Annotated in this window: 35 protein-coding genes; 13 read left to right on the top strand and 22 right to left on the bottom strand. The window is 34.5% G+C overall.

The window, feature by feature from the left end:
* Nucleotides 1-2: 2 nt before the first annotated feature.
* The 3 genes from CVS97_RS08380 to CVS97_RS08370 are packed head-to-tail and all read left to right on the top strand — an operon-like array spanning nt 3 to nt 3,098.
* A complete protein-coding gene (locus CVS97_RS08380) occupies nt 3-1,508 on the top strand; it encodes a nickel/cobalt transporter (RefSeq protein WP_107785752.1) in 1,506 nt (501 codons plus the stop codon).
* Nucleotides 1,505-2,290, top strand: coding sequence for a metal ABC transporter ATP-binding protein (locus CVS97_RS08375; RefSeq protein WP_103628879.1), 786 nt, complete (start codon nt 1,505-1,507; stop codon nt 2,288-2,290). Before CVS97_RS08380 ends, CVS97_RS08375 begins: the two co-directional genes overlap by 4 nt.
* A 1-nt stretch (nt 2,291) precedes the next feature.
* Nucleotides 2,292-3,098 carry a metal ABC transporter permease gene (locus CVS97_RS08370; RefSeq protein WP_054195991.1) on the top strand — a complete coding sequence of 269 codons (807 nt, stop codon included), beginning with the start codon at nt 2,292-2,294 and terminating at the stop codon, nt 3,096-3,098.
* Here the strand turns inward: CVS97_RS08370 and CVS97_RS08365 are convergent.
* A complete protein-coding gene (locus CVS97_RS08365; RefSeq protein ID WP_107785751.1) occupies nt 3,079-4,410 on the bottom strand; it encodes an MATE family efflux transporter in 1,332 nt (443 codons plus the stop codon). The genes CVS97_RS08370 and CVS97_RS08365 overlap by 20 nt on opposite strands.
* A 247-nt stretch (nt 4,411-4,657) precedes the next feature.
* Nucleotides 4,658-5,104, bottom strand: coding sequence for a type II secretion system protein (locus tag CVS97_RS08360; protein WP_054195989.1), 447 nt, complete (start codon nt 5,102-5,104; stop codon nt 4,658-4,660).
* 141 nt (nt 5,105-5,245) lie between these two features.
* Between CVS97_RS08360 and CVS97_RS08355 the strand changes: the two genes are divergently transcribed.
* Together CVS97_RS08355 and CVS97_RS08350 are read left to right on the top strand one after the other, a co-directional pair.
* Nucleotides 5,246-6,118, top strand: a complete 873-nt coding sequence (locus CVS97_RS08355) for a cytochrome-c peroxidase (RefSeq protein WP_107785750.1) — start codon at nt 5,246-5,248, stop codon at nt 6,116-6,118.
* Complete coding sequence (locus CVS97_RS08350; RefSeq protein ID WP_107785749.1) at nt 6,108-8,528, top strand: GGDEF domain-containing phosphodiesterase; 2,421 nt, start codon at nt 6,108-6,110, stop codon at nt 8,526-8,528. Before CVS97_RS08355 ends, CVS97_RS08350 begins: the two co-directional genes overlap by 11 nt.
* A 3-nt stretch (nt 8,529-8,531) precedes the next feature.
* On the opposite strand, the gene CVS97_RS08345 is transcribed toward CVS97_RS08350, so the two are convergent.
* Complete coding sequence (locus CVS97_RS08345; protein WP_107785748.1) at nt 8,532-9,290, bottom strand: exodeoxyribonuclease III; 759 nt, start codon at nt 9,288-9,290, stop codon at nt 8,532-8,534.
* 53 nt (nt 9,291-9,343) lie between these two features.
* Between CVS97_RS08345 and CVS97_RS08340 the strand changes: the two genes are divergently transcribed.
* Complete coding sequence (locus CVS97_RS08340; protein ID WP_107785747.1) at nt 9,344-9,709, top strand: diacylglycerol kinase; 366 nt, start codon at nt 9,344-9,346, stop codon at nt 9,707-9,709.
* 49 nt (nt 9,710-9,758) lie between these two features.
* Complete coding sequence (locus CVS97_RS08335; RefSeq protein ID WP_234401433.1) at nt 9,759-9,938, top strand: replication/maintenance protein RepL; 180 nt, start codon at nt 9,759-9,761, stop codon at nt 9,936-9,938.
* Nucleotides 9,939-9,944: 6 nt separating this feature from the next.
* On the opposite strand, the gene CVS97_RS09470 is transcribed toward CVS97_RS08335, so the two are convergent.
* The 4 genes from CVS97_RS09470 to rpsT form a co-directional block, all read right to left on the bottom strand.
* A complete protein-coding gene (locus CVS97_RS09470) occupies nt 9,945-10,151 on the bottom strand; it encodes a hypothetical protein (protein ID WP_234399725.1) in 207 nt (68 codons plus the stop codon).
* A 201-nt stretch (nt 10,152-10,352) separates the two neighbouring features.
* A complete protein-coding gene (locus CVS97_RS08330; protein WP_054195983.1) occupies nt 10,353-10,772 on the bottom strand; it encodes a TOBE domain-containing protein in 420 nt (139 codons plus the stop codon).
* 344 nt (nt 10,773-11,116) lie between these two features.
* On the bottom strand, nt 11,117-12,184 hold the full coding sequence (gene prfA / locus CVS97_RS08325; protein WP_107785746.1) for a peptide chain release factor 1: 1,068 nt from the start codon (nt 12,182-12,184) through the stop codon (nt 11,117-11,119).
* 13 nt (nt 12,185-12,197) lie between these two features.
* Nucleotides 12,198-12,467, bottom strand: coding sequence for a 30S ribosomal protein S20 (rpsT, locus tag CVS97_RS08320; RefSeq protein ID WP_004317319.1), 270 nt, complete (start codon nt 12,465-12,467; stop codon nt 12,198-12,200).
* Nucleotides 12,468-12,624: 157 nt separating this feature from the next.
* On the opposite strand from rpsT, the gene glmM reads away from it, so the two are divergent.
* The 6 genes from glmM to CVS97_RS08290 all read left to right on the top strand — a co-directional run bounded on the left by glmM (nt 12,625) and on the right by CVS97_RS08290 (nt 17,317).
* The gene (gene glmM / locus CVS97_RS08315) at nt 12,625-13,965 is read left to right on the top strand and encodes a phosphoglucosamine mutase (RefSeq protein ID WP_087578184.1); all 1,341 of its coding nucleotides are present in this window, start codon (nt 12,625-12,627) and stop codon (nt 13,963-13,965) included.
* Nucleotides 13,958-14,410 (top strand): signal peptidase II, encoded by a 453-nt coding sequence (lspA, locus tag CVS97_RS08310; RefSeq protein WP_107785745.1) that lies wholly within the window; start codon nt 13,958-13,960, stop codon nt 14,408-14,410. Before glmM ends, lspA begins: the two co-directional genes overlap by 8 nt.
* Nucleotides 14,400-14,762 carry an NINE protein gene (locus tag CVS97_RS08305; RefSeq protein ID WP_107785744.1) on the top strand — a complete coding sequence of 121 codons (363 nt, stop codon included), beginning with the start codon at nt 14,400-14,402 and terminating at the stop codon, nt 14,760-14,762. The genes lspA and CVS97_RS08305 overlap by 11 nt, the downstream gene beginning before the upstream one ends.
* A 9-nt stretch (nt 14,763-14,771) precedes the next feature.
* Nucleotides 14,772-15,206 (top strand): CopD family protein, encoded by a 435-nt coding sequence (locus CVS97_RS08300; RefSeq protein WP_084109736.1) that lies wholly within the window; start codon nt 14,772-14,774, stop codon nt 15,204-15,206.
* Nucleotides 15,207-15,215: 9 nt separating this feature from the next.
* Nucleotides 15,216-15,761 carry a hypothetical protein gene (locus CVS97_RS08295; RefSeq protein ID WP_084109737.1) on the top strand — a complete coding sequence of 182 codons (546 nt, stop codon included), beginning with the start codon at nt 15,216-15,218 and terminating at the stop codon, nt 15,759-15,761.
* A gap of 116 nt (nt 15,762-15,877) precedes the next feature.
* Nucleotides 15,878-17,317 carry an acetyl-CoA carboxylase subunit A gene (locus CVS97_RS08290; RefSeq protein WP_054195976.1) on the top strand — a complete coding sequence of 480 codons (1,440 nt, stop codon included), beginning with the start codon at nt 15,878-15,880 and terminating at the stop codon, nt 17,315-17,317.
* 40 nt (nt 17,318-17,357) lie between these two features.
* Here the strand turns inward: CVS97_RS08290 and CVS97_RS09355 are convergent, their stop codons facing one another.
* The 15 genes from CVS97_RS09355 to CVS97_RS08220 form a co-directional block, all read right to left on the bottom strand.
* Complete coding sequence (locus CVS97_RS09355) at nt 17,358-17,507, bottom strand: hypothetical protein (RefSeq protein ID WP_199905988.1); 150 nt, start codon at nt 17,505-17,507, stop codon at nt 17,358-17,360.
* Between the two features lie 88 nt (nt 17,508-17,595).
* Entirely contained in the window at nt 17,596-17,814 is a 219-nt protein-coding gene (locus CVS97_RS09350; protein WP_199905989.1) for a hypothetical protein, read from the bottom strand.
* A gap of 223 nt (nt 17,815-18,037) precedes the next feature.
* Nucleotides 18,038-18,376, bottom strand: coding sequence for a M15 family metallopeptidase (locus CVS97_RS08280; RefSeq protein WP_107785743.1), 339 nt, complete (start codon nt 18,374-18,376; stop codon nt 18,038-18,040).
* A 1-nt stretch (nt 18,377) separates the two neighbouring features.
* Nucleotides 18,378-18,677, bottom strand: a complete 300-nt coding sequence (locus CVS97_RS08275) for a hypothetical protein (protein WP_107785742.1) — start codon at nt 18,675-18,677, stop codon at nt 18,378-18,380.
* On the bottom strand, nt 18,652-18,909 hold the full coding sequence (locus CVS97_RS08270; protein WP_103580282.1) for a hypothetical protein: 258 nt from the start codon (nt 18,907-18,909) through the stop codon (nt 18,652-18,654). The genes CVS97_RS08275 and CVS97_RS08270 overlap by 26 nt, the downstream gene beginning before the upstream one ends.
* Nucleotides 18,890-19,276, bottom strand: a complete 387-nt coding sequence (locus tag CVS97_RS08265) for a hypothetical protein (protein ID WP_103644413.1) — start codon at nt 19,274-19,276, stop codon at nt 18,890-18,892. Before CVS97_RS08265 ends, CVS97_RS08270 begins: the two co-directional genes overlap by 20 nt.
* A complete protein-coding gene (locus CVS97_RS08260; RefSeq protein WP_107785741.1) occupies nt 19,276-19,611 on the bottom strand; it encodes a hypothetical protein in 336 nt (111 codons plus the stop codon). The genes CVS97_RS08265 and CVS97_RS08260 overlap by 1 nt, the downstream gene beginning before the upstream one ends.
* Nucleotides 19,612-19,621: 10 nt before the next feature.
* Nucleotides 19,622-19,969 carry a hypothetical protein gene (locus tag CVS97_RS08255; protein WP_085658459.1) on the bottom strand — a complete coding sequence of 116 codons (348 nt, stop codon included), beginning with the start codon at nt 19,967-19,969 and terminating at the stop codon, nt 19,622-19,624.
* A gap of 420 nt (nt 19,970-20,389) precedes the next feature.
* Complete coding sequence (locus tag CVS97_RS08250; RefSeq protein ID WP_072594640.1) at nt 20,390-20,782, bottom strand: hypothetical protein; 393 nt, start codon at nt 20,780-20,782, stop codon at nt 20,390-20,392.
* A 53-nt stretch (nt 20,783-20,835) separates the two neighbouring features.
* A complete protein-coding gene (locus tag CVS97_RS08245; RefSeq protein ID WP_072594639.1) occupies nt 20,836-21,195 on the bottom strand; it encodes a hypothetical protein in 360 nt (119 codons plus the stop codon).
* The gene (locus CVS97_RS08240; RefSeq protein ID WP_107785740.1) at nt 21,158-21,967 is read right to left on the bottom strand and encodes a hypothetical protein; all 810 of its coding nucleotides are present in this window, start codon (nt 21,965-21,967) and stop codon (nt 21,158-21,160) included. Before CVS97_RS08240 ends, CVS97_RS08245 begins: the two co-directional genes overlap by 38 nt.
* Nucleotides 21,967-22,164, bottom strand: a complete 198-nt coding sequence (locus CVS97_RS08235; protein ID WP_103577382.1) for a hypothetical protein — start codon at nt 22,162-22,164, stop codon at nt 21,967-21,969. Before CVS97_RS08235 ends, CVS97_RS08240 begins: the two co-directional genes overlap by 1 nt.
* Nucleotides 22,154-22,918 (bottom strand): hypothetical protein, encoded by a 765-nt coding sequence (locus tag CVS97_RS08230; RefSeq protein ID WP_107785739.1) that lies wholly within the window; start codon nt 22,916-22,918, stop codon nt 22,154-22,156. Before CVS97_RS08230 ends, CVS97_RS08235 begins: the two co-directional genes overlap by 11 nt.
* On the bottom strand, nt 22,918-24,114 hold the full coding sequence (locus CVS97_RS08225) for a hypothetical protein (protein WP_107785738.1): 1,197 nt from the start codon (nt 24,112-24,114) through the stop codon (nt 22,918-22,920). The genes CVS97_RS08230 and CVS97_RS08225 overlap by 1 nt, the downstream gene beginning before the upstream one ends.
* Before the next feature lie 18 nt (nt 24,115-24,132).
* Complete coding sequence (locus CVS97_RS08220; RefSeq protein WP_107785737.1) at nt 24,133-24,969, bottom strand: hypothetical protein; 837 nt, start codon at nt 24,967-24,969, stop codon at nt 24,133-24,135.
* Nucleotide 24,970: the final 1 nt, after the last annotated feature.

Below are 24,970 nucleotides of genomic sequence, written 5' to 3'. Positions count from 1 at the left end.
AAATGTTAGCACGCCTGATTGTCATTTGCTTATTTGCTATAAATGCCTTCGGGTGTGCTCTTTGCTCGCTTTATAGCCCGACCGCTCACGTGAGCGTAAAATTTGACTCAAACGAAAACAATATCACTACAATTGCTTTTTCATGGACATTTTCACAAAATTTCTCAGAGCTCATGAGGCAAAATTTTGACCTAAATCAGGATGAAAAGATAGATGAAAGCGAGATCAAAAAGATCCGCTTAAATTTACTTGATTATCTTGTGCCAAGGCACTATTTAACAAACATTGAGTACTTTTACAAAGATGAAAATGCTACAAAGCTTGAGCTAAATTTAAAAAAGTATAAACTCTATTTTGATGAGGGTAGATTAAAATTTGACGTTAGTTTTAAGACAAATTTGCTTATCAAAGATGGCTTTGTGGTGTCTGTTGAAATGGACGATAAAGAGGGATATTTTAATTTTAAATTTACACAAAACAACGCATTTTTGGTATCAGATCAGTTTTGGACGATACCAAATCCAAATGCAAATTTAATATTTTTTACATTTTCAAGTAAGACTGCAGCCAAAGCTCATAATGAAAAGCCTGCATTAAAAGAGCTTCTAAAAGAGCCAAACTCAGTAAATTTTGAAGATGAAAATTTAAGCCAGATCGATAAAATCGATGAGGCTAAGTTTGATCTTGTTTCTAAAACAAGTCTAAATATGCTTGATAGATTAAAGCAAATTCTAAGAAATTTTGATCAAAAAAGTCCGCTAACTCTGCTATTTTTAGCGCTCATATCATTTGGTTATGGCTTTTTGCACGCTGCATCTGCGGGACATGGCAAGGTGCTTACAAGCTCCTATTTTGCCGCAACTGGTGGAAGCTACGCCAAAGCCTTTTTCTTCTCTTTAAAGATCGGATTTTTACATGTTGTGGGTGCTTTTATCTTTGTGCTTGCTAGTTTTATGATATTGCGTGAGATTAGTAGCGATCTAACAAAAGATACAGCAAGCGTTATGACAGCATTTTCTGGCATTATTATCTTTTTTGTAGCGATTTTTATGCTTTATAAAAAGGTCAAAATTTATCTTTCAAGCAAAAAAGAGTTAAATAAATTTTATATTTTTAGCTCAAGTTTAAGCCAAAATTTGAGTAAAAATACAAAATTTACTAGCGACTGTGGCTGTAATATCTGTACTACAAAAAAACCAAAAAGCAAAGAAGAATGGCTAGTAGCAGCTGCTGCGGCACTTATTCCTTGTCCTGGCACAATACTTGTCTTTGTACTGGCAAATGAGCTAGGTAGCTACTTTGCAGGCGTTATAAGTGGCGTATTTATGGCGCTTGGCATGAGCGCAGTGATATTTTTAGCGGCTATTTTTGGGGCCAAGATAAACGAGAGCACAAATATTAAGCTAAAAAAGTTTAAAATCTATGCCGAATTTATGGCTCTTAGCGTTATGCTTTGGCTTGGACTTTTTATTTTTACTACGACATTTACACAAAAGAGTCTGTTTTGAAAGAAATTATAAAAATTAAAAATTTAAACTTTAGCTACGATAAGCAAGTGGTTTTAGAAGGTATCAATTTAGATTATAGTAGCGATGAGTTTTTAGCCATCATCGGTCCAAATGGTGGTGGCAAAAGCACACTTTTAAAGCTTATTTTAGGACTACTTAAGCCTCAAAGTGGCGAGATAAAACTCTTTGGAAAAGAGCCAAGCGAAGTCAGTAAATTTATAGGTTATGTGCCTCAAAATTTTCTCTCAAATCAAAGCTTTCCAATGATGGTTTTAGAAGTAGTTTTAATGGGGCTAATAGATAAAAAAATTTTTGGTTTTTACTCGCGAGATGAGAAGCAAATGGCTCTTGCTGCCCTTGAGAAAGTTGGCATGAAAGAATTTGCAAGCGCTAGAATTGGTGAGCTAAGCGGTGGCCAAAGACAGCGTGTATATATCGCAAGAGCGCTTTGTGCAAATGCAAAGGTCCTCGTTTTAGACGAGCCAACAGCCAGTATCGATACAAAGGGTCAGGCTGAAATTTATGAAATTTTAAAAAATATAAATGCAAGTGGTGTTGGTGTAGTTTTGGTAAGTCACGATCTAAATATCGTGCTAAATTATGCTACAAAAATCGCCTACGTGAGTAAAAATTTACATATCCATAAAACTCATGAAGATACTGCAAAAAGAGAATTTATAGAGCATTTAGCAAAATCTCATAGCCATTTTTGCGATGTCGAGATCGCACTTGGCGAATGTGAGTGCAAAATCAAAAGTAATGTTTTTAAGCTAAAGAGATAAAATGAGTGAAATTTTAGAGTTAAATTTTATGCAAAACGCCTTTATTGCTGGCATTTTAGTTAGTATCATTTGTGGGCTCATAGGCTCGCTCGTTGTTATAAATAAAATGACTTTTATCGCTGGCGGTATCGCGCACGGAGCATATGGCGGCATAGGACTTGCCTTTTTCTTCTCGCTCGAACCACTTCTTGGAGCTAGCATATTCTCACTCTTTTTAGCCCTTATAATCGCAACTATCACGCTAAAAGATAAAACCAACATCGACTCAGTTATCGGTGCTATTTGGGCATTTGGCATGGCTATTGGTATCATTTTTATCGATTTAACTCCAGGATACAATGCCGATCTTATGAGCTATCTTTTTGGCTCTATCTTAGCAGTGAGTGGGCAAGATATAACATTTATGAGTATTTTAGATATCTTATTTTTAGCACTCATTGCCCTTTTTTACCGTCAATTTGTAGCTATTAGCTTTGATGCAGAGTTTGCAAAGTTGCGCGGTGTAAATACAACATTTTTTCACTATTTATTAGTGTGCATGATGGCACTTTGTGTGGTGGCTACGATTCGTGTTGTTGGGCTGATTCTAGTCATCGCCCTTCTTACTATACCGCCATATTTAGCACAAATTTTTGCCAAAAGACTTGGGCTGATGATGCTAATCTCTACTATCTTTTCAGTCGTTTTTTGTTTTAGCGGTCTATTTATTAGCTTTTATTTTAACCTAACAGGCGGAGCTAGCATAATCTTAGTTGCTTCACTTTGCTTTTTTGCATTTTGTTTTAAATTTAAAAGCTTACGTCAGTAGCCATTCTTAACTGATAAAGCGTCCAAAAGACGAAACAAATGGCTGTGAGATAGACGCTAAAAAATAGGGCCAGCCATATAAATTTTATCTCAAGACCAAAATAGAAGACTACCACGTAAAAAAGTGATCCTTGAAGCACAAATTGCCTAAATCCATTTAGCAAAAAGATGGCCACTGGGCGTTTTACGGCCTGAAGAGTGCTGCCTGAGACATTTATCGTGCCATAAGCTACGTAAGCAAGAGAATTTATACCAAGATAAAGCCCTGCTATCTCCAAAACTGCCGGCGTATCATCAAAAATTCTTATCATATCTTCACTAAAAAATCTAATAAAAACGCAAGCAAATGCACAATAAATAAGTAAAAAAAGAAGCGAAATTTTATAGCATTGTTTAGCTCTTTTAAAATTTTTAGCGCCATAGTTTCTTGAAACGATACTTAAAACTGCTGCAGCCATACCAATGGTCGGCAATACCAAAATTTGCTCTATCCTTAAAGCTATACCATATCCTGCTACGGCATTTACGCCATAGTAGCTTATAAATTTTAAAAGTACAAGTGAGCCAAGCGACATCGATAGATAGTTCAAGCAAGCTGGTAGAGCTTGTTTTGTAATCTTTGCCCAAATGCTAAAATTTGGCACAAAATAGCTTAAATTTCTTGGCTCGATCATCTTAGCTTTTTTAACTTTTGCAAAAAGGTAGATCATGCCCAAAAGCTGAACACTAGCCGTTGCTAGAGCAAGTCCTTTTACGCCAAAACCCAAAATGAATGCAAAAAAGTAGCAAAAAAATGCGTTGATAAAAAGGCCATAAAATAGCCAATCGCGGTAACTTTTTGTATCTCCAAGTGCCACGAGTACGCCGTTTAGAGATTTGATAATCAAGAAAAATGGTGCAGCAAGAAAGATAACACCCGCATAATCAAGCGCCTCTTTTAAATAGTGATGATTAGCTCCTAAAAGAGTGAGCAAGTTTGGTGCTAAAAAATAGCCACAAAACCCCATAAAAATAGCAAATACTAGCACAAAGATAATTCCATTTGCCGCATAAAATTTGGCCATTTTTATCTTTCCTGCTCCAAGGCTATTGCCTATTAGCGCAGTTAGTGCTGAGCCAAAACCAAGCCCAATGCCTACGATACTTAGATAAAGCAAAAAGCTCATAGCCATACCAGCTACGGCAAGAGTAGAAATTTTTGCTGCAAAAAATGTGCCAGTAACGTTATAAAGAGTATTAAACATCATTGCGGTGCCAGCTGGAAGTGAGAGCGAGATGATGAGCTTATTTAGCGGGTCTTTTAGTAAATCCATGGTTTGATTTTACGTTTTTTATCTTTAAAATTTGTAAAGGACAAAATCAATTAAATTTAATAAAAAGCCATTGCCTATTAGTATAGTTAGGATTGATACTTTTTGGCAACGCATTAAATCTTAGAAAGCTTATTTTTATGTATATAAATTATTTGTGTAAAAATTTGTATTTCTATCAGTCTTTGTTATATTAAAAATTTAGTAAGCCAAATATCATAAAAAGCAAGGAAAAACCTTGCTAAAAATTTTATTTATATTTTATGCCCATGCCGCCAAATTTAAGCGTATTAGCTGTCTTATTGTCGCTACTTTCGATTAGAGCTTTAACATCTACTAGTCCTGGCAATCCCCAAACTTGTTCACAAAGACCACCTGTTTTTATAGTAATGCCTATTTCACCACTAGTATTATTTCCAGGACGTACCTCTAAACACTCATCATTTTTTGCTTTTACTGGTATTTTTACATTTGACATTTTTTTGACAGCTTCTTTAATATCCGAATTACTAGCAAATTCGCCTTGTGAAGTGTAGTAAGAACCCAAATCAGCAATAAGTGTTTGTATATTTGTAGCAGTTTTTGCTATCTCTGCATCATCCCTTGTTGCAGCTAGTTTTGGTATAGCAACCGCGGCTAATATACCCAATATAACGATCACGAAGATCAACTCAATCATCGTAAAGCCTTTTTTCATGACTTCTCCTCCCTGAAATATAAATATTTTCTAAATCGAGCGAATTGTATCATAAATTTCAAAAAAACAATAAAATAATGTACTATATAAAAAATCAAAAATTTGCCGATATAAAAAAGAAAATTAAAATTTAGGGGCGTTATGAAGGGCGTTATACTTTGTCTATTTATCATCACGATTTCATTTTGTAAATATGAATCCTACAAACCTCTTACGGTAGTAAAATATAATGAAGAAAAGGCTCTACTTGGCAAAAAACTCTTTTTTGACAAAAGGCTAAGCCCAAATGAAAACTACTCTTGTCAAACTTGTCACAACTTGTATTGGAATTTAAGTGGAAGCAACCAAGATAGCATGGAAAAAGGCACTTTAAATCCTCCAACCATATTAAATGCTGCAGCAAACTATCTATTTTATAGCGATGCAAAGATTAGCAATTTAAATGATCAAGTAAAAGAGTCCATAACCTCTAGAATAGAACTAAACTCAGATAACGACAAGATAGTGGACTCTGTAAATAATATCTCTGAGTACAAAATTTTATTTAAAAAAATTTATAATGACGGCATTAATTTTGATAATATTGCAGATGCAATAGCTGAGTTTGAAAAGGCTGTCTTAAGTGTTGATTCGCCATTTGATCGTTTTATATCAGGTGATAACAACGCCATAGACGATAGTGCAAAGAAAGGATTTGAGATATTTAATAATATAGGCTGTGCCGCTTGTCACAATGGTAGAAATTTAGGAGGAAATTTGACACAAGATATTGGCCGAGAAAAAATTTCTGCCTTAGATACAAGCAAAAGATTAAGAAGAGTGCCATCACTAAGAAATATTACAAAAACTGCTCCATATTTATCTCATGGAGAGATAAATGATCTAAAAGAGGCTATAAGCTTTATTGGTAACTACCAGCTAGGATACGTTCTTAGCAAAGATGAAATTGATGCTTTATACTCATTTTTTCTGACATTAAATGGTAAAAAGCCTAGGATACTAAATGAGTACTAAACGAATAAAAACCATACTTAGCGTCTTAACAGCTATATTTTTCATTAGTGCATTTTTTATATATAAAGCAAATATAGCTATTGGTGCAGCTCATAAATTTGATGATGGAATTTTAAATCTAAAATTTATAGACAATGAGATAACTTTTTCTTTAAATAATATTTATGATATCTCAAACTACGACAAACTCAATGCTGACATAAATTCTTTTGATACAAATTTGAGCAACCTATCAATGCTTAGTGATGAGATGTTGTTATTTCATCAAAATGAAATAACAAAAGATCTACAAAACATAAGAGATGTATTTAGTAAAAAAGTATTTTTTTTACAAAGATCAGCTTATGTAAACTCATCTATAGATTCTTATATCCAAATAAGTCAATATGAAATACAAAATCTCGCACTTCCAAATAAGCTTGAGCCTATATTTTATGCGATAAAAGGTGCTTTGATGCTTAGTCCTGAAGCAATAGATGATATTTCAAAGCAAATAAAAATGTATAAAAACGAGTATAAAGATAACCAAAAAGCTCAAAATGTATTAGACAAGATACTTTATGCAACTCAAGCTACAAAAACTTTACGTACAATCTCAAATAGTGTAAAAGAGCTACATCTTGATAATCTGATAGAAAATTTTAGAAACAAAATCCTAGAATTTCACTCTGATGAGGTGAATAACGCAAAAATAGCTCAAACAATTTGCTTACTTGCATTTATAATATTTTGTGCATTTGGCCTATATCAAATTAAAATGGCCTCAGAGCGTTTAAGGCAAATAAAACTCTTAAGATCCACGGTTGAAAACGATCATAGCTCTGTTGTCTATTGCGATAAATACAATAGAATTTCATATGTAAATAAAACCTTTGAAGAAAAAACTGGCTACAAGCTAAAAGAATTAATTGGCAAAAATCCTAGAATACTAAAATCATATATGCACCCACAAAGCTTTTATGAATCCATAAAAGAGGCTCTGCAAAAATCTCTACCTTGGGAGAGCGATGAGCTTATAAGCAGAACAAAAAGCGGTGATTTTTTATATGAAAAGGTAAAATTTTCGCCATTTTTCTTTAAAAATAAATTTGAGGGCTATATAGCCATAAAGCTTGATAGGACTAAAGAGACGCTGATACTAAACGAGCTGACTCAAAAAAATGAACAAATAAAAATACAATCTTCAATCGATAAGCTAACAGGCTTTGGCAACTACTTTGCTTTAACTGAAATTTTAGACGCGCAAAAAGATGGAGTACTCATTTGCTTAAGCATTAAGAATTTTAAAATTTTAAGATTCTTTTATCAAACTAAGATTATCGATGCAATGCTAAAGGCAACGGCTGATACACTAAAGCTTTGCATAGATACTTCTGAGATAAAAGCAAAGTTATTTAGATTTCAAGATGACGCATTTTATATATGGTATGAAGGCGATAATATCGTAAGAGATATTGAATATATTAGAGAATATTTTGGTTCAAATAGAATAAATGTCGCTATTGATGAAAAATTTGAAAATTTACCAGGCATAAAGATGGTATTTGGTGTTTCATTGCCAAACGATACCCCACAAACTAACCGCCTAATGCAATCAGTCCTTGCAAATCAGCTCGCAATAGAAAATGGTAGCAATATTTACTACTATCTAGAAAATGACGCCATTGAGATGAAATATCACAAAAACCAGCTGGCAGTTCAGCTAATCGAAGATGCGTTAGAAAATGATAGAGTCATAGTAGAAGCACAAGGTATCTTTAACTTAGAAGAAAATGAGACCGAAGCAAAATATTATGAAGTTTTGGTTCGTATAATCGATCAAAATGGCAAGATACACTATCCGGGCGAATTTTTAGATATTGCCATGAAGACGCAACTATATCCACAAATAACCAAAAAAGTGATAAGCCTTGCGTTTGATCTTGCCAAGAGATATCCAGATTATATGTTCTCGATAAATTTATCAATTACCGATATTGCTGATGCTAGTATGAGAGAGCTTATAGAGAGCAAGCTAAACGAGTGCAAAGATCCTAATAAAATTTGTTTTGAAATGCTAGAGAGCGAAGAGCTTAGCGACTATGTTGCGGTAAATTCTTTCATAAAACGCGTCAAAGGCTATGGATGTAAAATTTCGATTGATGACTTTGGCTCAGGATATTCAAACTATTACCGAATTTTGGAGCTTGATATAGACACCATAAAAATAGACGGCTCGATAATCAAAAAGCTTCCATTTGATGAAAATGCTAGAGTTCTAGTAGAAACCATCGTAAGCTTTGCGAAAAAACAAGGCTACAAAATAGTAGCCGAGTTTGCAAGTTCGGAAGAAATTTTAAATCAAATCAAAAATTTTGGAATACCTTACGCACAAGGTTTCTTACTAGGCAAGCCTCGCAGAATGGAATAGTGGCTAAATTTCTATATCTATCCCAACTGGGCAGTGGTCGCTGCCTATGATCTCTGGTAAGATAAATGCGTCTTTTAGCCTATCTTTTAATCCTTGTGAAATAAAGAAATAATCAATTCTCCATCCGACGTTTTTTGCCCTTGCATTAAAGCGGTAGCTCCACCACGAGTAAGCGTCCACTACATCGCCATTTATGGCTCTAAAAGTATCTATAAAACCACTTTTTAGCACCTCATCTATCCATGCTCGCTCGATAGGCAAAAAGCCTGAAGTTTTAGAGTTTGCCTTTGGATTTTTAAGGTCGATCTCACGGTGAGCAGTATTTACATCGCCACAAAATATCACCTCTTTACCGCTTTTTACAAGTTCTTTGCAGTAAGCTAGAAATTTCTCATAAAAATCCATTTTATAGGCTAGGCGCTCGTCATCCTTTTGGCCGTTTGGAAAATAGATGTTAAAAAGCACGATATCATCAAATCTATGCTCCAAAACTCGCCCCTCCGTATCGTCGAAAAAAACTGCCTTTTGTGTAGAAATGTCAAATTTTGCTAGACTCATCACGCCAGAGTATCCGGCCCTCTCGCCTGAATTTACACTTATATCTTTAAAACCAAGGTTATAAATTTCTTTTGGCACATCACTTTCTTTGACTTTAATCTCTTGAAGTGCCAAGAAATCAGGCTTTTGCTCTGTAAGCCATGCAAAACCATCTTTTGTTACAAGCGCTCTAAGGCCATTTACATTCCAGCTAATAAGTTTCAAATTTCTTCCTTTTTTTAATTATAATTATGCCAAAAATCACAAAAAGGAAAATTATGAGAAACCAGCCAGAGTATAAATTTTTTAAAAATTTTGGCTACGCAAGAGAGGGTTTGGCTGAAATTTTCAAAAACGAAAAGAGTTTTAGGATAGAAATTTGTATATTTTTATTAGCGACACTATCGCTATTTTTCTGGAATTTTGACCTTATATTTAATCTATTTTTGATCTTTAGCATGGCATTTGTGCTAGTTTGCGAGTGCCTAAACTCGGGCTTAGAGCGAGTAACTGATCTTGCAAGCCTAGACTATCACGCCCTAGCAAAGGCGGCAAAAGATGCAGGAAGTACGGCTGTGATGATCGCAAATTTCCTATGTGGCGCGCTTTGGTGCGTGGCGATAGGATATAAAATTTGGAGCTAGCATGAATGAAGAGATTTACAAGGCAATAATTGGCTAGAAAAAGGTAGAAATTATAAATTTGCTAGTTAGAAGCTGTGATGAAAATGGCTTTATCGTAGTAAAAATTTCAGAAATTTGTGAAAAGCTAGATGTGAGCAAACCAACCGTAATAAATACCTTTAAGCTGCTTGAAGAGAAGAAAATTTTTGAGAGAGTGAAAAATGGAGTTTATAGATTTAAAAATTTATAGTTAGTTTTAGCAGATAGTCTTAGCAGTGATTATGCTAAATGTCAAGCGGTCAGTTATAACGACGACCCTAGACGGCTGTGGCTCATGAACGCCACCTATATTCTCGCCAGATGCATATAGTTTGGTATAGGCATAGCCGTTTGAGAGCTTATGACTTGGGCTTTTGTGTTGATATTTAACCCGCCCATTGTATGGTGAACTTTGGTATGTCACGCTCTGCGTAAAATGACAGATAGGTTATAAAAGTAAAAAATAATATAAATTTTAGCTATAAATTTTTAAGTAAATAGCTTTAAAAATATTTACTACAACTTCTTTAAATTTATAACTTGGCTGATAATTTTTAGAGTATTTTAGATTTTAGCTTAAGAATAGAATTTAGTTTAGAAGAGCGGAGCAAAATTGCTCCATAAATTATTTAACACCAACTATGATTTGAGTTGCTTTAATGATAGCAGTTACTTTATCTCCCGCTTTTAAAGCTAGGCTGCTAACTGACTCTCTTGTGATGATAGCTGAAATTTTGCTGCCATTTACATCGATAATAACTTCAGCATTTACAGCTCCGTCTTTTATCTCGCTAACAACACCTTTGATTTGGTTTGTAGCGCTAAGCTTGATGCTATCATCTTTTGAAACGATAACGCTTGAAGCTTTGAATAAAAAGATAGCTTTTTTTCCAACTTTAAGATCAAGACCTTTTTCACTATCAACCGTAACAGTTGCTTTTAGCACCTCACCGCCTGCAAGCTTAGCAGATATTAGCGAATTTACCGCACCTGTTCTTACCTCTGTGATCTCAACATTTAGTTGATTTCTTGCACTTATTGACATTTTGTCTCCTTGTTTTGAATTAAATTATGGTGAAATTGTAAGGTAGAATTATTAAGCAAAACTTAAAAACTATTTATACAAAATTATAATATCAAAAATAAAAATTTTATACTTTTAAATGCCCTATAAATCGCTATTTAAGAAATAAAATCTAAAAATTTAATTTATATTATTTCGAAAAAAATGAGAAAAAATATTACTAACTACTACTTCTAAATATCTATTTTTGTAAAATTCTTGTAAATTTGACTTTAAAGCATGATAAATTTAAAAGTATTTTAAGCTAAAGTAATATTTTTAGGTAAAGAAATAAATTATAAAATTTGAAGTAAAAATTTGAAAGTTTAAATGCCAGCTTCTAGCATGGCTTCTGCTTGATAATGTGTAATAAGTGGCTCGATGATCTCGTCAAATAATCCCGCAGCCATAATCGCATCAAGGCGGTAAAGTGTTAAATTTATACGGTGATCGCTTATGCGGTTTTGCGGATAGTTGTATGTCCTTATCCTGCCAGAACGATCCCCAGTGCCAACTTGGCTCTTTCGCTCACTAGTTTCTTTTGCAAGTCTCTCTTGCTCTTGAAGCTCATAAAGTCTAGCCTTTAGCACCTTCATCGCAGCTTCTTTGTTTTTGTGTTGGCTCTTGCCATCTTGGTTTGTTACAACAAGGCCTGTTGGTATATGCGTGATCCTAACGGCACTATCGGTTGTATTTACCGACTGACCGCCATGACCTGAGCTTCTCATCACATCAACTCTTATATCATTTGGATTGATCTCGATCTCACTATCCTCAACCTCTGGCATAATAGCCACAGTCACAGCTGAAGTATGCACCCTACCCTGACTCTCAGTCTCTGGTACACGCTGAACTCTATGAGTGCCACCTTCAAATTTTAGCCTTGAGTAAGCACCTTTGCCTTTTATAAGCACGATGATCTCTTTAAAGCCACCAGTATTGCCTTCGCTTTGGCTAACGATCTCAAATTTATATCCTCGAAGCTCCGCATATCTAATGTAAGCATTAAAAAGATCTCCAACAAATAGCGCGGCCTCATCGCCACCAGTACCTGCACGAATTTCTAAAAATATATTTTTATCATCGTTTGGATCTTTTGGAAGAAGTAAAATTTTTATCTCTTCTTCAAGCTTCTCTCTTGAAATCTCTAAATTTTTAAGCTCGTCTTTTGCAAGCTCTCCAAGCTCAGAGTCATCTAGTAAGGCTTTATTCTCATCAATGTCGTTTAAAATTTGTAGATATTTTGTTGCAGCAGATGCAACCGGCTCGATAGATGATTGCTCTTTTGAGAGTTTTGTCATCTTTTCGATATCGTTTGCTATATTTGGATCGCTAAGAAGCGTAGAAATTTCATTATAGCGATCCAAAAATGGATAAAGTTTATCAGCAAACATTAAATTTTATAGATTAAGCAGCTTTTAGAGTATTTACTAATTGTGCAAGACGACTAACACGGCGAGCAGCAGTTTGTTTCTTCAAAAAACCCCTACTTACGAAGCTGTGGATGCTTTTGTTAGCAACTTTTAAAGCTTCATTTGCAGCATTTAGATCTTTAGCTTCTACGGCTACACGCACTGCTTTTGTGATATTTTTAAGTCTTGTGCGGTAAAATCTATTTCTTTCTGTTCTTTTTATAGTTTGTCTAGCTCTTTTTTCAGCAGATTTATGGTTTGCCATAATATACCTTTTTGAATAATTTTAGTCGGTGATTATATTAAAGATATAATAAATTTAACCTTAATTTAAGTCATCCTTAATGAAAGTAAAATTTTAGATTTTAAATTAGGTAAATTCTGATAAAATAGCACAATTTTATAATAAAAAGGATAAATTTATGAAACTATTTGGAACGGATGGAGTTCGTGGTAAGGCTGGTGAGAAGCTTTCGGCTCAAACATCTATGCGTCTTGCAATGGCAGCTGGAATCTATTTTAGAAAAACTTCAGCGACAAATGTGATTTTGGTTGGAAAAGATACTAGAAAAAGCGGTTATATGATAGAAACTGCCATCGTTGCGGGGCTGACTGCAGTTGGCTACAACGTCCTTCAAATAGGCCCTATGCCAACACCTGCAATCGCATTTTTAACAGAAAATATGCGCTGTGACGCTGGTATCATGATAAGCGCATCGCACAACCCATACTACGACAACGGCATCAAATTTTTTGATAGCTTTGGTAACAAGCTTGATGAAAAAATAGAAGCTGAGATAGAGAAAATTTTCTACGACGATGAGCTCATCGCAAACGCTCAAAAGACGATGACGGAGATCGGAGCAAACAAGAGAATTGACGACGTTATCGGCAGATATATCGTGCAGATCAAAAATTCATTCCCAAAAGAGTTAAATTTAAAGAATTTACGAGTAGTTTTAGACGTGGCAAATGGAGCTGCTTACAAGGTCGCACCAACCGTATTTAGCGAGCTTGGAGCTGATGTCATCGTCATAAACGACGAGCCAAATGGTAGCAACATTAACCAAAACTGCGGCGCACTTCACCCAGAAGATCTAGCAAGCGAGGTAAAAAGGCTTCGTGCTGACATCGGCTTTGCATTTGACGGCGATGCTGACAGGCTTGTCGTTGTCGATGAAAACGGCGAAGTTGTGCATGGAGATGCGATACTTGGCTCGTTGGCTGCATTTTTACACGAGCAAAAGGCGCTAAAAGGTGGAGCCATCGTGGCTACGGTGATGAGTAATGCCGCACTTGATGACTATCTAAAAGCTCATAAGATCAAACTACTTCGCTCAAACGTAGGCGATAAATACGTGCTTGAAATGATGAAAGAAAATGGTATAAATTTTGGTGGTGAGCAAAGCGGTCACGTGATATTTAACGACTACGCCAAGACTGGCGACGGCCTTGTTACTTCGATGCAAGTAGTTGCTATGATGCTTAAAAAAGGTAAAAAAGCTAGCGAGATTTTTGGCGAGCTAAAGCCATATCCACAAATTTTGCTAAATTTAAAGATCACAGAGAAAAAGCCGCTTGATAAGATAGAGGGACTAAAAGAGCTTGAGGCTAGCCTTGCAAAAGAGGGCATAAGATCGCTCTTTAGATACTCTGGCACTGAAAATTTGATCAGACTTTTGCTTGAAGGTAAAAATCAAACTTTAGTTGAAAAACGCATGGATGAAGTTGAGAAATTTTTTGTAAAAGCCCTAAATGCGTAAAAACTTAGTTAAATTTTTCATCGCGTTTTTTGTCATTTTTATCGTTGATCAAGCGATAAAAATGATATTTATAGATGGTTTTTCGTGGGAGGGCGAGTTTTTCTCGCTAGTTCTTACATATAATAAGGGCGTTGCATTTTCGATGTTTGCCTTTTTAGATGAGTGGCTGAAATTTATCCAGATAGCCCTCATTTTAGGCGTTTTTGTCTATCTAGTCGTTGAAAAAAAACTGCTTTGCTCGCATGCCATTTGGCTTGGAGCTTTGCTAGGAGCTGGCAGCTCAAATATCACAGATAGATTTATCCATGGCGGCGTCGTGGATTATGTCTTTTGGCATAAGTGGTTTAACTTTGCGGTCTTTAACTTCGCTGATGTGATGATCGATCTTTGCGTCGTGATGATACTTTGGCAAAGTTTTAGAAAAAGGAGAGAGAGTGGGAAATAATATCTACGTCGCATACGCGCTTTGGCTGCTTACTGGCTGGCTTGGAGCGCATAGAATTTACCTTGGTAAATTTATCACTGGCTTTTTGATGATGGGACTATTTTTTATCGGCTACTCTTTGCAAATCATCCTTGTTGGATATATATTTTTAGCTATCTGGTTTATCTGGTGGATCATCGACGCATTTTTAGTCGGCAGTGGTGTGGATAAAAATTTACAAAAGGACGAGCTAAAAGAGAGACTAAAACTAAAAGATAAAGAGGACGACTTAAAAAGACTTTATGAGCTTTTTGAGAGTGGTGTGATCAGCAAGGCTGAATTTGAAGCTAGAAAAGAGATACTTTTTAGATAAGGAGACGTTATGGCAGAATATTATCTTTACTTAAAATACCTCCACTATTTGTTTTTCATATCGTGGATGGCAGTGCTGTTTTATCAGCCAAGGCTCTACGTTTATCACGTAGAAAACATGGACAAACCTGACTTTGTAAAAGTGGTCGAAGTGATGGAGTACAAGATGTATCACTACATCGGCTGGGTCGCGCTCATTGGCTCATTTGTCACTGGCATTTTGATACTTATCGCGATGCCTGATCTTATAAAAACTGGTCACATCCATGTCAAAATTTTAGTTGTCATCTTAATGTCCATCTATCACCTAGACCTTGGACGCTACATGAAGCAGCTCAAAGAAAAACGCTGTAACAAAAGTGGCATCTTCTTTAGAGCTTACAACGAAGTGCCAACTATCGCGATGCTTATCATCATCTGGGTCATGATAGTAAATCCATTTTAAGGGAATTTGATGAAGAAATTTTTAGCATTTATCGCTTTGCCAGCGCTCTTGCTCGCGGCTACTCAGTACTTTGAGCCGGTGCAGATAAAATTTGACAACAGACTATATTCACTAGCATATTCAGCCAAGCCTGTGCCAAATTTATTCACACAGGAGTACTTACTCCCTGGCGAAAAGCTAGATAGTTTTAGCTATATGCTCTCGCTAAATACGCTTAAATTTGACGCTACGCCAGAGCAAGCAGTCGAGCAAAAGATAAATGATCTAAAAGAACTAAAAGCAAAAGGGCTAAAAGTGGCTTATAAAAAGGGCTCGCTGGCAAATGAAATTTATCTTGATATCACGATATTTTCAAACCTAAATGGTGTGCCAACAGCTGAGCACTCGATATATCGCTACACCAAACAAGGCGGAAATTTAGTCCTTTTTACCATCCAAAGGCGCGCTTATAAAAAAGAGGGCATTCAAAGATTTGCTACAAATTTCACGATCGAGTCGCAAGATTTTAGTAAAAAAGCCCTAGCCACACCTTTTCCACAAATCATCAATAGATAGAAAAATTTGAGTGTAAATTTAGCCTTTGCACTCAAATTTTAAAACCAGACTTAATAAATTTATCTAAAAATAAAACGAATAGTTATATGATAAGCAAAACTCAAAAAGGATAGCCTATGATACATAAAATTCTTATCGCAAATCGTGGTGAGATCGCAGTTAGGATAGTCAGAGCTTGTAGGGATTTACACATACAAAGCGTAGGAATTTACACAGCGCCAGACAGCGAGTGCTTGCATGTAAGGATAGCTGATGAGGCCTATCAAGTGGGCGAAGATCCGATCAAGGGCTATCTTGACGCCAAAGCTATCGTAAAGCTTGCTAAAGAGTGCGGAGCTGACGCGATACACCCAGGATACGGCTTTTTAAGCGAAAACTACGAATTTGCAAAGGCGGTCGAGGACGCTGGGCTTATCTTTATCGGTCCAAAGGCTGAAGTGATCAGAAAAATGGGTGATAAAAATATCGCAAGATACCTAATGAAGAGAAACGGCATACCAATCGTGCCTGGCACTGAAAAGCTAAATGACGAGAGCATGGACGCTATAAAAGAGCACGCTAGACGCATCGGCTACCCAGTCATCTTAAAAGCAAGTGGAGGCGGAGGCGGACGTGGCATTAGAGAGGTCTGGCAAGAAGAAGATATGCAAGATGCCTTTGAGTCGTGCACCAGAGAAGCAAAGACCTACTTTAACAACGATGAAGTTTTTATGGAGAAGCTTGTCGTAAATCCTCGCCACATCGAGTTTCAAATTTTAGGTGATAACTACGGCAATATCATCCACCTTTGCGAGCGTGACTGCTCTATCCAAAGGCGCCACCAAAAGATCATTGAGATCGCACCATGCCCATCGATCAGTGAAAATTTAAGAAAGATCATGGGTGTGACTGCGGTGGCCGCTGCAAAGGCTGTGGGCTACTCAAACGTAGGAACGATCGAGTTTTTGCTAGATGACTACAATAACTTTTACTTTATGGAGATGAACACCCGTATCCAAGTGGAGCACGGCATCACTGAAGAGATCACAGGACATGATCTTGTCGTTAGGCAGATAAGGATCGCAGCTGGCGAGATTTTAGAAATCGAGCAAAGTGATATAAAGCCACGAGGCTACGCGATAGAGGCTAGGATCACGGCTGAAAATGTCTGGGAGAATTTCATCCCAGCACCAGGCACGATCGAGGGCTACTATCCAGCTCTTGGACCATCTGTGCGTGTCGATAGTCACGTCTATAAAGACTACACTATACCGCCATTTTATGACTCATTGATCGCAAAGCTGATCGTCAAAGCGACTGACTATGACCTCGCGGTAAATAAGCTTGAAAGAGCACTTGAAGAATTTACCATTGAGGGTGTGCGAACGATCATCCCATTTTTGCTAACGATCAGCAAAAGTAAGGAGTTTAGACGAGGATTTTTCGATACTAGCTACGTTGAGAAAAACTTAAAAACTATCCTTGAAAACACCTATGATGATATGAACAAAGAGCCAAACGACGATCTAGAAGAGGTCATCGTAGAAGCGATAAAAAGATATAAAAAGAAGAGATAAATTTATCTAATTTCGGCTTTGGCGACAAATTTCGCCAAGGCTAAATTCTCGCGTAAACTGCGTGCGTCTTAGCTTTATCATTTACCATAGCATAGAGCTTGCCACCGCTTACTAGTATGATCTGATCTGTGCTAAGTCTAAATTTCTCAAACTCTATCTCTTTTAATAGCAAGCCATCTCTAGCACTCATCAAAACTGGCTTATTTTGCGGTTTGCAAGCAAAATTTGGCCATCAACTAAAGCAAAATGCTCCACGTCACTTGTTTTAAATTTAAATATCACCCCGCCACTTTTCGCCTAAACGGCATAGAGATGTCCGTTATTGCCAGCGGCGCCAAAGTAAAGCACCCCTCACGCAGGTAAACTGGCGTGTAGAGATGTGTGCCAAGCTTTAGCCACCAGATAGTTTTGCCTATCCTTGCGCTATGATCTTTAGATGGCACGCCATCATTTAAATTTTCATCTTTTGCTCCACTTTTGAATGCTGCACCGTCCAAATTTCTTTACACTCCACTATAAGTGGCGAGCTCATTCGTACGCAAAAGCCCTCAGGTTCGTATATTTTAGCATCGTCATAAATCTCTTTTATGGGCTACGCGACTTTAACAAGCTAAGTTACATCATCATTAATCTTTATAACATCTCACATTTAGTGATTGCTAGTTTTCTTAGTTATCTCTGCCAGCTTCTTAAGATTTTAAGATAGAAGTCAAGAGATTTTTAACAATTTCTTTCAAAGTGCGGAACGTCAATAAAGTTTTTAAAATTACCGCCCCAACGATTAAGAGTATTTAAACTCTCCCAATAATTGCCAATATCTTGTAATTCTAGCTTTGATTGTAACCAAACGTTATTTTTAAATATATGTAAATCTATCGCACATCTTTTTAGATGATTAGAATTCATAGTTTTACTTTTACCACTATTATAATAAATTTCTTGCTGGGCTTGTGTCCTTTCTAGTTCGCCGCCCCTTATAGAGTATCCATTAGAATGAAGATAATTTAAAAGTTTTTCAACGTCTTTCATAAAAGCTTCTTGATGTTCGCCAAGTGTCATCTTAATTCCTTTCTATCCTTTTATCTAAAGCTTTATCAATTTTTGAATATATCCAATCAGTGCCACGCCAAGTTACAAAACCAGCAAGAGCAACCGAAACCCTAATATTGTTTAGAAAGAAAAAAAATATTTCATAGCTAATCCAACACAAAAACATAGAACTTAAAAAACTAAGCAAATAAGATAAAATTTTATATTTGATTTTAGAAAAATCTTTAGTTTCAAGATTTAAAATTGATGCTATAAATCCAACAAAAAGAACCAAAATTAAATAATTATCGTCCTTGTTTAAATTGTCCATTTACACAGCCTTTTAATAAATCTTCTATTCGTATGCAGTAAATAATTAAATCTTTTAAACTTTCTGGATTTAATGGATCAAAAGCAGGCTTATCTGGAATTGTTACGTTACATTCTATAGGCATATAAGCTTCTTTAATAGCACCTTGTGAAGATTTTGCAGAACAGCCAACAAACAAAACAAGATAAGACAGCAAGAAAAAGAAAAATAGTTTATTTGGAATAATTGCCATTGCTAAACTCTAAAAGTAAAGTATCGTAAAATTTTAGCTTACTTAAGCAGTCGTCCGTTTTAGGTGTTTCGATAGTGCTAAAACGTTTTTGTAATTTTTGATTTAAAATATTATTTTCTTTAGATATTTTTTCGCTATCTATTTTTAATTGCTTAATTTTTAAATTTTGATTATCAATAATTAAAAAAGCGTTTTCAGTATTTTGTTTTTCAATTGCTAAATTAGTTTTTAATGTAGTAGTTTCAGAGATAAGATCTTTAATATCATCTTTTAAAATAAAAATATAAAGGAATAAAGCAAGATAATTAAAAAGGTGGATAATTAGCCCCCCATTAAATAGGGAGCTCAATTTTAACATTGAAAACATTATTTTGCTTTTTTAGCACTGATAACGTAAATTTCATCAAATTTAACACCATTAAATGTTTTACCAGCTAAAGCGGTTTTAATCTGAGCTTCATCAACGCTAGGCTTAGTATAAAAGCTAAAAGTAGTTTTATTGCCAGCCGCATTTTTACCAGTAATAGTATATTCAATAACGCTTGCTTCGCTTGAATTACCTTGCTCATTAGCACGAGAAAGTATTACATAAGTTCCTTCAAGAGCATTATCACAAAATGCTTTAGCTTCAGCACCACCGCACGGCAAAGCAAAGCCATAAGTTCTATTATTTATTGTATTTTTAACTAAACATTTAGACATCTCTTACTCCTTAAAGTCTATCAAATTTCAAAGTTACATAATCGCATTTAACAGCAGTATCATAATTTGCATCTAATTTGCCAGTAAAATCAGAAAGAAAATTTTGAAACATATAACTTTGTTTAACGTGTGGGATAGTTACCATAGTAGAAATTCTACCAGTCGCAGTTTTAGCACCAACGATCACATTTTTACGATTAAGTGGATCAGGTGTTGAAGCTAAAGCAGTGCCACCATCGCCAAAGACTGAATAACTTTCAACTTTGCCAGCTAAAAGCGGAAGTAAAGCGTCTTCATCACTACCACTAGAAAAAGTAAGACTTTTTGCATAAAGTCCGTCTATTGTTTGTCTTAACATTTTTTTTATCCTTTCTTTTGTCATTCGACATTTTTAAATTTGCTTGTTTTTGTTAAAACGTTTTAAACAAGAGAATATTAAGCAAAAAAGAGAAAGTTAAATAATTAAGGTTAGATTAAGGACGCTTCAGCACGCTCAAAACGCTTTCGCGTTTTTCGTCCGCGTAGTGTTTGCGTGGCGATAGCTAGCAAAAAGACATAATTATAAGTTTTAAGATATTCGAGCAATCGCAGAAACTATCGCCACAACGCAAACAAAAAAACAACTAAAAAAGATAAAAAGATCGAGAAAGAAAAAAGATAATAAAAAGAGAATAAACTAAAAGGGGAGAAAAGAAAACACGGCACACACCGCAGAGCGGTGGGGCGCCGTGTTTGGGAGGGGGGACAATATCTATCAAGAAGAACACAGAAAAAAAATTTAAAATTTTATCAAAGAACAAGGGATACGTGAAACTTTATTATAGCGGATAGTTTTGAGTAAATTTTTATTTGATCCATAAAATTTAACTTCTAAAGAGCCTTTAGAGTGTAAAAATGCTTTCAACTCATCATAATTACAAAATTTATAATTTAAAACGTTTTCAGCTTCAGCCAATTTTTTATCATCATAAAGAGAATAATCGACATAACAAATAGACCCCTTAAGATAAGAACGACCAGAAGCCATAACAACATAAGGATAATTTTTACAAATAAATTCAGATGCTTCAACATCTGACATATTAATAAAAGACTCTTTTAAATTATCAAAATAATTAGATCCGAAAGAAATATTAAAAAACAAACAAAAAGCAACAATTTTTCTAATCATAAGCAACTCCTTTTTATGTAAAGAAATAATTATAAAGACAAATTATTAAATTTTTACTTATCCATAAAGAGTGAACAAGAAACACCCTTTACAGCAAGTCCGCCTACTTCTAAATGTGTTTTAATTAAAGCAGATATTTCAGCTTCGTTTTTAGTCTTTTTTACGTTATGAATTAAAATTTGCTTGCACATACGATTTTTATTAGATACAAAAGCTTTAAATTGCTTATTGTAATTGAAGTCATCAGACGGAAAATTAGTTTTTTGAGTTTCAAACTCGACTTTATAAATATACTTAATTTCAGCAGTAGAAACAGCATCTAAAAAAGCAATTAGATCGGAAACACTTTTGGCTTCAAGCGTTGAAGTGATAACCCTATTGCCTTGCTGTTGTGTAATTTTGTAGATAGGCATAATACTCCTTTTTTGAAAATCGATAAACTGATAAATAGCGGTGTTGTAAATTAAAGTTAGTTACATCGCTATAAAATTGAGAATAAAAAGAAGAGAGAGAATTTTCAAATACATTAATAAAATCAGAAAATTCATAAACAAAAGATTTATTAACAAAACTAGAAAAAAGAGAAAAAAGATTAAAAGCTTCAGTATGAATACCAGTATAGTCACAATCCAAAAGACCAAGATGAAGATCACTTCTAAAAAAAGGGCTAGAAGATGAATAACAAGAAAAATCAGAAAAAGATAGACGGCTGGTATATTTTGCATAATTAAAAGATGCAGGAATACAAAAATAAAAGTAATCAGATCGATCACTAAAAGAAAAGAATAAATTACTATCAAAATAAGAAGAAATTTCAGAAGAGCTAGGCAAATCCATAATATTGATCTTGCCAGATGGAGTTAAAAAATCAGTGCCTACCCTATATTCATAATCATCAGCATCATCGCTATTATAATGCATATGTAAAGGGACATTAGCCTTTTTAATGCTAGAATTAGTATAAGCAGAAAAATAAAAGCCAAGACCAAAAAGAGAAGAAATACGCTTATCACGAATACAACTATTACCAAAAAAACCGCAATCAAAAAGCGCATCTTTCTTATCATATTCTTCATCAATACTAGCATTTAAATTTTCAGTACTAGAACGAAAAAATAATACTCTCTCAATATAAAAAGTAAAATCTTTTTTCTTATTACAGCAACCACACAGCAAAGAAACCATTATTCTTTACCTACAAGATCGTGGCAAAGAATTTTTAAAAGACGATTTGTTTCATCCAAAGATGCTAAACCGCTTTTATCATCTTTTTTATCTTTTAATTTGTCAGTTAATATTTTTTCAATACGAGCAAGACAAGCACCAATACTATCAAACTTTTTCATTTCTTCTTCAAAAGCTTTTTCACAATCAAGAGCCATGCTTTTTATCCTTTCCATTAAAATAGCCTAGTCCATTCATCATAGTAATAAACATTTCACTAAGCCCCAAAACGTTACCAGCATCATCAGTAACAAACATAAAATCAGCAACGTGATTTAAAGCGTCAATATCAATCTTATCACTTCCAGTTATACGCCTAAGAATTTCTTTATCTTGCGGAGTAAAGCGAGAACTAAAAAGCTTAAAAAGTAGTGTTTGATTTATATTATCAACCTTTGCTTTTGCATAATTAAATTCTTGATTTTTAGTTTCTAAAATATGCTGACGTTGATTAATAACGGTATTGACATTTTGGAGTGCTGAACTATTAGAATTATTAGCGTTAATTACTTGATTACCACATTCGACCAACACTTTAGCAACACCAACACGATCAGAAAAATTACCAGTTAAAAAACCAAGCATCCTATTAAGTTTAGTGCCTTTTATATTGCTAAGCTTATTTTTAGCGTATTTACCTAAAGGAGATAGTAAAGCTACAACACCAGCATAAACAACACTCATAATCTTATCAACGACTTTTTCTTGTAGCTGAATATATTTGACTAAAGCAGCACTAAACATAATAGTAATACCACTATTTATTGCATCCTTTAAAATTCCATCGTCCATACCACTATTTTTAAGCCTACTTAAAACTTGATCGTAAGCAACGCTATAGGTTAAGTCTTCAAACATTTCATCAATGCCAAGCTTTAAAATTCTTCCAGCTTCAGAACGTTTATCAGCCATTATTTTAAATCCTTAAGTAAAGTTTTACTAGGTAATTCAGTATCAAACAGATCTTTAAAATTTGGGATAGGTATATCAAATAAATTTAAAGCGTCACTATCTAATTCAAAATTATTTTCATCAGTTAAAACACGAGTTTGAACAGCTTGACGAGATAAAGCAATAGCACGTGGCGAAGTAGTTGCAACAATATTACCATCAAGGTCTTTAATCGCAACATCAGTTTTATCAAAATCAGCTTTTTCTTTATAAATTTCAAGCGTTTTAGTTGAATTATCACTAAGTATTTTTTGATTATCGACATAAGAACTAGGTAAAGTAATTTCAACTGGCTTATTAATAGCCAAAGAAGCGTTTAAATTATTATCGACAGCAACACTGGCTTTAAGCTTAACACCAGCCAAACCATCTTTCATAGCTTGCGAATACTCTTTAGAATTAACAACAAGCTTTTCTAAATTTTGATTATATACTTTTTGATTTTCGCCAATAGTTGAGATATATTTAGAAATTTCACTATTAATTTTTTCTTGAGATTTTAACACTTCTTTAAAATCTACACCAGTAGAAACAGCGGAATTACTGCCAGTATTTGACGAAGCATTATCGTATATACGATCGCCAGTATAAGGATTATAAAGCGTCTTAGTAGTAGGATCAACCCAATACCCAGTTTTTCTATCAAATGTAACACGCCCTTGAATTTCTGGAGATTGATTATATAAATTGTCTTTTTTAACGCTAGCTTGTTTATCAAAAGCATTATTTTTCACAGCACCTAAAACAGCTAAATTTAAAGACATAAGCTTTAATATATGATTTTGCTGATCTAAAACACCAAGTAAAGTTAAGGGGACACTACTAGGCTTATCGTTATCAGATGGCTTAGGTAAATTATCTTCTTTAGGCTTTTCTTTTTCTTTTTGTGCGTCTATTGCTTTAGCTTCACGTTGTTTAGCATAATATTCACTAAGCTCTTTTATATTTTTATCAACATCAACACTTTCTTTTTTATCAAAAAAACTATTATAAACATTTTTTAAGCCCCAAATACCAAGAGCAGTTATATCAGTAACAGAGTTATCTTTTAAATCAAAATTAGCACCAGCACCAATAGCACCAGCAACCCCACCAGCTTTTAAAGCGCTATTAACTTGACTAACTTTACTAATAGCTTGAGTAATACCAGAATACATTATTTAAAATCCCTTTCTTTATAAATAAATAGGTGGCTCGTTACTTTCGGATTTAGCTTGCTTTTCAACAGCTTCATTACGTAATCTTAAAAATAAACTAAATAAATCTTCTTCGCCAGAATATTCAAAAATTTGTTTAACAACATCAGATAAATCAAGAGAATTAACGGCAGAACTCTTAAAAATATAAGCATATAAAGCAATCACATACTTATAAAATGTTTTATCAAACTTAAATGGTCTAACTAAACCAGCTGGAACAAAAATTCGGCGAACACTAAAAACACCAAGTTTTACTAATTCATAATCAAGGCAAAAAACATCATAAAAAAGAATAAATTTATTAAGACCAAGTTGTAATAAAGAGCAACCTAAAACATAAAAAGGCAAGCTAAAATCTTTAATTTGAACGATTTGACCTTTAGAAAAAGCTCCTAAAGTAATATCACTTTGTATAGTTGAAAATGGCAAATCAAGAAGAGCAGAAGAAAAAATATTAGCTAGATTAAAGTCAGAAGAGAGAAACTTATGCCCCTTTGGTATATCTTTCTTTTCAATTTCAACATAAAGACCAGAGATAGCAAAACGTATATCAGAAACATCTAAAGGATTTAAAATACAATCACAAATAAAAAATTCATCATCGCCACCATAAACCAAAAAATCAAACAATTTAACGAAAATTTGATTAGAATAAATATCTTTAAGATATATCGGATCATTAGCATTACAACGATGAATAGTTTTAATATCATCTAAAGAATAATTACAAGGCTGATACTGACTAAGACTATTTATTAAAGAACCACTATCACTTAAAGAGAAAGCACCTAAATTTTTAATAATATTTAACATT

The sequence above is a fragment of the Campylobacter concisus genome (genome assembly GCF_003049735.1).
Lineage (GTDB): Bacteria > Campylobacterota > Campylobacteria > Campylobacterales > Campylobacteraceae > Campylobacter_A > Campylobacter_A concisus_AN.
The sequence above is the reverse complement of the archived record's forward strand: the minus strand, read 5'-3'. Positions and strand labels throughout refer to the sequence as shown.

Coding starts and splice junctions, on each gene's coding strand:
- CVS97_RS08360 (WP_054195989.1), bottom strand. CDS start 5,104: ATGAAAAAAGGCTTTACGATGATTGAGTTGATCTTCGTGATCGTTATA.
- CVS97_RS08330 (WP_054195983.1), bottom strand. CDS start 10,772: ATGTCAATAAGTGCAAGAAATCAACTAAATGTTGAGATCACAGAGGTA.
- CVS97_RS08250 (WP_072594640.1), bottom strand. CDS start 20,782: ATGATTAGAAAAATTGTTGCTTTTTGTTTGTTTTTTAATATTTCTTTC.
- lspA (WP_107785745.1), top strand. CDS start 13,958: ATGCGTAAAAACTTAGTTAAATTTTTCATCGCGTTTTTTGTCATTTTT.
- CVS97_RS08240 (WP_107785740.1), bottom strand. CDS start 21,967: ATGGTTTCTTTGCTGTGTGGTTGCTGTAATAAGAAAAAAGATTTTACT.
- CVS97_RS08365 (WP_107785751.1), bottom strand. CDS start 4,410: ATGGATTTACTAAAAGACCCGCTAAATAAGCTCATCATCTCGCTCTCA.
- CVS97_RS08280 (WP_107785743.1), bottom strand. CDS start 18,376: ATGACACTTGGCGAACATCAAGAAGCTTTTATGAAAGACGTTGAAAAA.
- glmM (WP_087578184.1), top strand. CDS start 12,625: ATGAAACTATTTGGAACGGATGGAGTTCGTGGTAAGGCTGGTGAGAAG.
- CVS97_RS08370 (WP_054195991.1), top strand. CDS start 2,292: ATGAGTGAAATTTTAGAGTTAAATTTTATGCAAAACGCCTTTATTGCT.
- CVS97_RS09355 (WP_199905988.1), bottom strand. CDS start 17,507: ATGAGTGCTAGAGATGGCTTGCTATTAAAAGAGATAGAGTTTGAGAAA.
- CVS97_RS08225 (WP_107785738.1), bottom strand. CDS start 24,114: ATGTATTCTGGTATTACTCAAGCTATTAGTAAAGTTAGTCAAGTTAAT.
- CVS97_RS08260 (WP_107785741.1), bottom strand. CDS start 19,611: ATGTCTAAATGTTTAGTTAAAAATACAATAAATAATAGAACTTATGGC.
- CVS97_RS08340 (WP_107785747.1), top strand. CDS start 9,344: ATGAGAAACCAGCCAGAGTATAAATTTTTTAAAAATTTTGGCTACGCA.
- CVS97_RS08220 (WP_107785737.1), bottom strand. CDS start 24,969: ATGTTAAATATTATTAAAAATTTAGGTGCTTTCTCTTTAAGTGATAGT.
- CVS97_RS08350 (WP_107785749.1), top strand. CDS start 6,108: ATGAGTACTAAACGAATAAAAACCATACTTAGCGTCTTAACAGCTATA.
- CVS97_RS08290 (WP_054195976.1), top strand. CDS start 15,878: ATGATACATAAAATTCTTATCGCAAATCGTGGTGAGATCGCAGTTAGG.
- CVS97_RS08230 (WP_107785739.1), bottom strand. CDS start 22,918: ATGGCTGATAAACGTTCTGAAGCTGGAAGAATTTTAAAGCTTGGCATT.
- CVS97_RS08275 (WP_107785742.1), bottom strand. CDS start 18,677: ATGGACAATTTAAACAAGGACGATAATTATTTAATTTTGGTTCTTTTT.
- CVS97_RS08235 (WP_103577382.1), bottom strand. CDS start 22,164: ATGGCTCTTGATTGTGAAAAAGCTTTTGAAGAAGAAATGAAAAAGTTT.
- CVS97_RS08380 (WP_107785752.1), top strand. CDS start 3: ATGTTAGCACGCCTGATTGTCATTTGCTTATTTGCTATAAATGCCTTC.
- CVS97_RS08270 (WP_103580282.1), bottom strand. CDS start 18,909: ATGGCAATTATTCCAAATAAACTATTTTTCTTTTTCTTGCTGTCTTAT.
- rpsT (WP_004317319.1), bottom strand. CDS start 12,467: ATGGCAAACCATAAATCTGCTGAAAAAAGAGCTAGACAAACTATAAAA.
- CVS97_RS08295 (WP_084109737.1), top strand. CDS start 15,216: ATGAAGAAATTTTTAGCATTTATCGCTTTGCCAGCGCTCTTGCTCGCG.
- CVS97_RS08255 (WP_085658459.1), bottom strand. CDS start 19,969: ATGTTAAGACAAACAATAGACGGACTTTATGCAAAAAGTCTTACTTTT.
- prfA (WP_107785746.1), bottom strand. CDS start 12,184: ATGTTTGCTGATAAACTTTATCCATTTTTGGATCGCTATAATGAAATT.
- CVS97_RS08355 (WP_107785750.1), top strand. CDS start 5,246: ATGAAGGGCGTTATACTTTGTCTATTTATCATCACGATTTCATTTTGT.
- CVS97_RS08265 (WP_103644413.1), bottom strand. CDS start 19,276: ATGTTTTCAATGTTAAAATTGAGCTCCCTATTTAATGGGGGGCTAATT.
- CVS97_RS08300 (WP_084109736.1), top strand. CDS start 14,772: ATGGCAGAATATTATCTTTACTTAAAATACCTCCACTATTTGTTTTTC.
- CVS97_RS08245 (WP_072594639.1), bottom strand. CDS start 21,195: ATGCCTATCTACAAAATTACACAACAGCAAGGCAATAGGGTTATCACT.